Genomic DNA, 2,953 nt, shown 5'->3' with positions numbered 1-2,953 from the left:
GTGCACGCGCCCAGCAGCGTGCCGGCGGCCAGCGCGGCGGCCGCGACAGCCACGGCCGTCGCACGGCGCAGCGCGCGCGGCCGTCGACTGCGGCGGGCGACGTCGCACGTCGTCATGTCAATGCCCTCCTCCGGCACGTGCGGCCTTCACCGGCGAAAACAGGAATGTCAACGGAATGCACGCGGCACAAAACACCGCGAGCAGCGCGAATACGTCGATATACGCGAGGATCGTCGCCTGCGACACGAAGGTCTCGTAGAGCCGGCCGTTCGCGGTCTGCAGCGCGGCCGCCGGCGTGCCGCCCGACAGCTCCGCGATCGCTCGCGCGTTCGCATGCAGCGCGTCCTGGAAGTTCTGCGACAGCGGCGACGTATGCGCGGACAGATGCGCCATGCGTGCCTGCGTGCGTTCGCGAATCAGCGCGGTCGACACCGAGATGCCGATCGAACCCGCGACGTTGCGGAACATCGTAAACAACGCCGACGCATCGTCGTTCAGCCGCTGCGGCACGGTCAGATACGCGAGCGTCGTGATCGGTACGAACATGAAGCCGATCGCGAGCGACTGCGCGCAGCGGATCATCACCAGATGCCGATAGTCGATGTCGGGCACGAGCATGCGCGAATACGCCAGTGCGAACGCGAGCAGCACGAAGCCGAAGCCGACGAGATAGCGCGTCTGCACGTGCGGCATCAGCCGGCTCACGAGCGGAATCTCGAGCGTGATCAAGAGCGCGCCCGGCGACAGCACGAGACCGGCGAGCGTCGCCGTGTAGCCGAGATGCTGCTGGGCGAGCTGCGGCACGATCACCGCGCTGCCGTACAGCACGGCCGCGAACGTCGCGATCGTCACGCAGCCGAGCGCGAAGTTGCGATCGCGCAGGCACGACAGATCGACGACGGGCTTCTTCGTCCGCAGCAGCCAGAGCGTCGCGCCGACGAGCCCGAGCGCAGACAGTACCGCGAAAATACGGATGAACGTCGAGCCGAACCAGTCCTCGTCCTCGCCGCGATCGAGCATGACCTGCAGGCAGCCGAGCCCGATCGCGATCAGGCCGATCCCGACGTAGTCGACCGACAGCCCGCGCACCGCTCCGCGCCGCCACGGCGGATCCTCGACGAGCTGCATCACGGCGAGCACGGTCAGCACGCCGATCGGCACGTTGAGCAGGAACACCCAGCGCCACGAGAAGTGATCGGTGATCCAGCCGCCGAGCGTCGGCCCGAGCACCGGCGCGACGACGATCGCGATCGCCGACACCGAGAACGCGCGGTTGCGCTGCTCGGGCGGAAACGTGTCGAGGATGATCGACTGCTGGTTCGGCTGCAGCCCGCCGCCGAACAAGCCCTGCAGCACGCGGAACACGATCAGCTCGCCGAGGTTCGTCGCGATGCCGCACAGGAACGAGCATGCCGTGAACGCGGCGATACAGAGCACGAAGTAGCGCTTGCGGCCGAGCAGCCGGCCGAGAAACCCGGAGATCGGCAGCACGATGCCGTTCGCGACCAGATACGACGTGAGCGTCCAGGTGGCCTCGTCGTAGCTCGCCGACATCGTCCCCGCGATGTGCGGCAGCGCGACGTTGACGATCGTCGTGTCGAGCACCTCCATGAAGGCGGCGAGCGTGACGACGACGGCGACGAGCCACGGATTCGCGGCCGGCCGCCAATCGCCGCCGGGCGCCGCCGCCTGATCGGCGGGCCGGTTCATCGGCCGAGGGCCGCTCGGACGAACGGCAGTCGAAGGTCGGACATCGTTGCGCTCCGTGCGCGGCGCGCCGCATGCGGCGGCGGCCGGTCATTTCAGATGGACGGTCGGCTCGACCGACAGGCCGAGGCCGAGCGGCGGATTGCGCGGCAGCGGACCGTCGAGCACGATCTTCACCGGCACACGCTGGACGATCTTCACGAAGTTGCCGGTCGCGTTCTCGGCCGGGAACGCGGAAAACCGCGAGCCGCTGCCGAGCTGGATGCTGTCGACGTGACCGTGCAGATCGAGATCGGGATACGCGTCGACCGACACGTCGACGCGATCGCCGACGCGCATCCGCTTCAGTTGCGACTCCTTGAAGTTCGCGGTGATCCACACGCGCGGCGTCACGATCGAGAAGATCGACGTACCGGGCTGCAGGAACGAACCGAGTTGCACGTTGCGGCGCGTGACCCAGCCGTCCGACGGCGCGCGCATCGTGCAGTACGCGAGATTCAGCTCCGCCTGCTCGAGCTGCGCGCGTGCCTGCAAGACCTGCTGACGGCGTTCCTCGACGACTGTTTCGGCTTGCCGGATCTGCTGCGGCACGAGGCTCGCGGTGCGCGCCTGCGCCTGCGCCATCGCGACGTTCGCGTCGGCGCTCGCGCGCTGCGCGTCGGCCGCGTCGATCGCCTGCTGCGAGGTCGCGCGCACATCGACCGCGCGCTGCCGCGCCTGCGCGGCCAGCGCCTGCCGGTACGCGGCTTCCGCCGATTCGATCTGCGCGCGCGCCTGCCGGTACTGCGCCGGATACTGGACGCGCGCGATGTCGAGCTGCACGCGCGCCGCGTCGAGCTGCGCCTCGGCGAGACCGAGCTGCGCGTGCGCCGCGTCGACCTGCGCGCGATAGTCGCGCGGATCGATCTCGACGAGCACGTCGCCGCGATGCACGTAGACGTTGTCGTCGACCGCGAGGCGCGTCACGTAGCCCGACACGTGCGGCGCAACCGCAATGGCGTTGCCGTCGGTGTACGCGTCGTCGGTGCTTTCCTGATTGCGTGTCGCGAACCACCAGACGAGCCCGCCGACGACGAGCAGCAACGCGATCGCGCCGAGGATGATCAGCGGCTTGCGGCCCGGCCGCTTGCGTTCGCCGCCGTCGCCCGCGCCGTCGCCGTCGCTGCCGGTGCGGCCGCCGCGATCGTCGTGCGGATGCCCGTCTCCACCGCCGCCCCCCGGTGCGTCGGCGTCGCGCTCGCCGCGC

General features: G+C 69.6%; 2 protein-coding genes. Both read right to left on the bottom strand.

Going from position 1 to position 2,953, the window contains the following annotated elements:
• Positions 1 to 117: 117 nt before the first annotated feature.
• Entirely contained in the window at positions 118 to 1,710 is a 1,593-nt protein-coding gene (locus BST28156_RS34310) for a DHA2 family efflux MFS transporter permease subunit (RefSeq protein ID WP_012217924.1), read from the bottom strand.
• 87 nt (positions 1,711 to 1,797) lie between these two features.
• The coding region (locus BST28156_RS34305; RefSeq protein ID WP_174904558.1) for an HlyD family secretion protein at positions 1,798 to 2,953 on the bottom strand (1,156 nt) is incomplete at its 5' end.

This window comes from Burkholderia pseudomultivorans (genome assembly GCF_902499075.1).
GTDB lineage: Bacteria > Pseudomonadota > Gammaproteobacteria > Burkholderiales > Burkholderiaceae > Burkholderia > Burkholderia pseudomultivorans.
This window is presented reverse-complemented; position numbering and strand designations above follow the sequence as displayed.

Bases quoted from the DNA above. Each gene is read 5' to 3' on its own strand.
- BST28156_RS34310 (WP_012217924.1), bottom strand. From the start codon at position 1,710: ATGAACCGGCCCGCCGATCAGGCGGCGGCGCCCGGCGGCGATTGGCGG.